The 4,017-nt window shown below is 34.9% G+C and carries 4 protein-coding genes; all 4 read right to left on the minus strand.

The features are described 5' to 3' along the window. Positions 1–70, minus strand: a 70-nt coding sequence (locus tag QZQ55_RS10855) for an NAD-dependent epimerase/dehydratase family protein (protein WP_363128277.1), incomplete at its 3' end; no start/stop codon positions are given. 2 nt (positions 71–72) lie between these two features. Next, positions 73–1,356 (minus strand): galactokinase family protein, encoded by a 1,284-nt coding sequence (locus QZQ55_RS10600; RefSeq protein ID WP_295093155.1) that lies wholly within the window; start codon positions 1,354–1,356, stop codon positions 73–75. Next, on the minus strand, positions 1,353–2,366 hold the full coding sequence (locus QZQ55_RS10605) for an aldose epimerase family protein (protein ID WP_295093157.1): 1,014 nt from the start codon (positions 2,364–2,366) through the stop codon (positions 1,353–1,355). Before QZQ55_RS10605 ends, QZQ55_RS10600 begins: the two co-directional genes overlap by 4 nt. Next, on the minus strand, positions 2,360–3,829 hold the full coding sequence (gene galT, locus QZQ55_RS10610; protein ID WP_295093159.1) for a UDP-glucose--hexose-1-phosphate uridylyltransferase: 1,470 nt from the start codon (positions 3,827–3,829) through the stop codon (positions 2,360–2,362). Before galT ends, QZQ55_RS10605 begins: the two co-directional genes overlap by 7 nt. Between the last annotated feature and the right edge of the window lie 188 nt (positions 3,830–4,017).

Here is a 4,017-nt window from a genome sequence, read left to right on the forward strand (position 1 = left end):
CGCTCTGTAGTAATTCTACACAGACATGACTACCAATATAACCTGCACCACCTGTGACTAATACATTCATATTTATTCCTCCACTACTTTACAACCACCAAGTTTTCTTACTTTAAGTACATGACAGCTGCCTTCTCCAAATAATTTTTCAATTTCTTTCTTATATTCTGGGACAAAATCATTTTCTACAAATGCCTGAATTGTACCTGCGAAGCCACCACCATGTACTCTAGATACACCATGGTCTCCTAATACGATTTCACTTAATGCTAGACCTGCAGAAACTGCCTGATGCTTATAATCAAAGTCTGCATAAACATTCTGTAAGAACTTATAGCTTGAGTTACCAGATTCCTTGATTAACTTCTTGAATAAGTCAAAGTCATCATTATTTAATGCTTCTACAATTTGAGGTACTCTAGCATTTTCCTTGAAGAAATGAATAGCTCTTAGAATTTCTCTATCATTCTTAACGGCTGCTCTGACATCAGCAATATGATCAAAGAATTCCTTTTCATCTACTTCTCTTAAGAATTCCTTACCAAAATAATGAGCGACATCTTTCATTTCAGCAGGAATAGCACCATAAGCATCTGTTAAATCTGCATGGCTTCCCTTTGTATCAACGATACATAAGCTATGATCATATTTAGAGAAGTCTACATCTACATGATTTACAACAGGATGCTCTGTATCCTTGAAATCGATAGAGATAAGTCCACCTACAGCACATGCACACTGGTCCATTAATCCACAAGGCTTACCGAAATAGACATTTTCAGCATACTGACCTACTTTTGCGATAGTGACCATATCGATGCTCATATCATTATATAAACCATCAATGATTGTACCAATGATTGTTTCAAAAGCAGCTGAGCTAGATAAACCAGCCCCTACTAATACATCACTTGTAATGAATGCCTTGAAACCACCAATATTGTAGCCAAGTTCTTTAAGTTTAGAGACAACACCTCTGATTAGTCCTTCTGAAGTACCTTCTTCTTCATCCTTCTTATCTAAATCATTTAAATAAATTGGCTTAATATTAAAACTATCAGATACAACATTGATGACATCATCCTGTCTAGCGACTACACCAATCGCATCTAAATTGATAGAACCTGCTAGTACACAACCATGCTGATGGTCTGTATGGTTACCTGAGATTTCACTTCTACCTGCTGCACTATAGATGCTGACATTTTCATCACCATAAAGTTCGATGAACTTATCAAGCGCTTTTGCATATCTATTTTTCTGATAAACTACAAGACTTGCATCTTCATATAAGTCTTTCAACATTTCATCATATTTATTTGTTTTAAATTCTTCTTTTAATAAGCTTGCTTTCATTTTGTTACCTCGAATGCATATACTGTTTCTTCTTTAAATTTTTTATTTGCGTTTAAGATGACCTTTGGATTTTCCTCTTTATGAATACTATCTGGTAAATAACTTGTTTCAATGCATAATGCATCCTGCGAGTGCATAGTGTATCCATATTTATCTAACTGTCCATCTAAATAGTTGGCACTATATACCTGTGCACTTGGATATGTTGTTGATACAGTCAATTTAATTCCAGTTTCTGGAGAATAAAGTTCTGCCTGATTTTTGTCTGTATTGAATACAAAAGGATGATCATAACCACGTGCTGTGATTAATTGTGGATGATTGTCTTTGATACAGTCTCCAATCACTTTTTCACTTCTAAAGTCAAACGGCGTATTTGTGACATCCAATAATTCACCTGTATATAAGCCATCACCATCAACACAACCTACTTCATCAGCATTAAGTTTTAATACATGATTATGAACACTTGATGCATGTCCATTTAAGTTGAAATATGAATGGTTTGTGATATTGATGATTGTATCCTGATCACTGACTGCTTCATAACGCATACGAAGTGATGTACCTTCAATTGTGTAATAAGCATAGAAATCTAATGTACCTGGATAACCTTCTTCACCATCTTTAGATACATAGTGGAACTTCACACCATCTTCAATGAATTCATAATCAAACGCCTTGTAAGAGAATCCTTCAATACCACCATGTAATGAGTTAGGACCATTATTAATAGGCACATTATAAGTCTTCCCATTTAATGTGAAGGTTCCCTTCTCAATACGGTTGCATACTCGTCCTACCAAAGCACCAAGATATGTACCATCTCTCTTCTGGTAATCTGATACTTCAGGGAAGCCTAATACACAATCACATGGATTCCCTTCTTTGTCCTTCACTACAGCTTTAAGTAGTGTGCAGCCAAAGTTTGTGACTTCTACATAGAAGTCCTTGTTTTCTAAGCCGATGACAACAATGCCATCATCTAATTCTTTCTTAATTTCTACCATAAGCCCTCCACGAAGCGACTGAATCCTTCAATTCCTTCATCAGTCATTTTATATACACCAGCATCTTCTAATACTGCTACAAACTTCTTAGTGACTTCTACTTCTAGGAATTTATCAACATCCTCGTAGTCACAACTCTTAAGATATTTGTACCAGTCTGCATGCTTCTGTAATGATTCATTTGAATCAAAATCCGCATTACCCAATAGACACTGTTTGATATCTTCTAATTCGTTCTTTAATCTTGCAGGAAGAACAGCTAAGCCCATTACTTCAATTAAGCCGATGTTTTCCTTCTTAATGTGGTGATGCTGTGCATGAGGGTGGAAGATTCCTAATGGATATTCTTCAGTCGTACGGTTATTTCTAAGCACTAGATCTAACTGATATTTACCATCCTTCTTGCGGGCAATTGGTGTTACTGTGTTATGTCTTACACCATCTGTATATGCAATGATATCGAGTGATTCATCACTATAATCAATCCATTTTTCAAGAATAACATCAGCCAAAGCAATGATATTTTCTTTGGAAGTAGAGGTAAGTCTTAGAGTTGACAATGGCCAATACAGCATATCTATCTGTACATGATCGTATTCATAACTCTTGATAACTTTCGCATCTTCCATAGGAAAATGATGACGACCGCCTTGGTAGTGATCATGGGTAAGGATAGAACCACCTACGATTGGTAGATCAGCATTACTTCCCAGCATATAATGAGGGAACTTATCTACAAATGCGAATAGATGCTCGAATGTATTGTGGTCAATTTTCATTGGCTGATGTTCTTCATTAAATACGATACAGTGTTCATTGTAGTAAACATAAGGTGAATACTGTAAGTAGTAGCGATGACCTGCAAGATCTAGTGGAATAATACGATGATTCTGTCTAGCAGGATGCTTCATATTACCTGCAAACCCAACATTCTCTTTACATAATAAGCAAAGAGGATAGTTTGTAGATTTGATGTTCTTTGCAGCAGCAATCGCTTTTGGATCCTTTTCTGGTTTAGAAAGGTTGATAGTGATCTGGATATCACCATATTTCACATAATGGTTGAACTTGATGTTCTTATCAATACGTGATTTACGAATATAGTTACTACTTATACTTAAATCATAGAAGTAGTTTGTTGCATCTTCTGGAGATTGATCATAAAGTGTATTGAACTTATTTACGACTTCGCTTGGACGAGGCATAAGACAATTCATGAGTCTTGTATCAAATAAATCTTTTTCAGTGACAGAATCTGAAATCATACCTTTTTCTACAGCATAGTCAAGAATAGTGTCGATGATATCCTGAGCTGTTTCTAATTTTTCATCGATTTCTTCTAGCTGGAATTCATCTAACTGAAGTAAATCTAGAATCATGTTTGCGGCATAATACAAATCATCTTTACTGATCATACCTTTTTGCAATGCAAAGTTTAATAATCTGTTGATTTCGTGGTTCATTTTGATTCTCCTTCTTTTATTTGAGCGGTTTCATTTTTCTACATCCACATAATAAACTCTTTTAGTAAAAAAATCAATAATATTTTAGTTTTTTTACCAATTTATTTACTTTATATTTTACTAAAATAAAAGAGAGAATTTTTATTACTTCTCTCTGCATGAATTTCTAATAACTAATTGACATGGTA

Source organism: uncultured Catenibacterium sp. (assembly GCF_900540665.1).
Lineage (GTDB): Bacteria > Bacillota_I > Bacilli_A > Erysipelotrichales > Coprobacillaceae > Catenibacterium.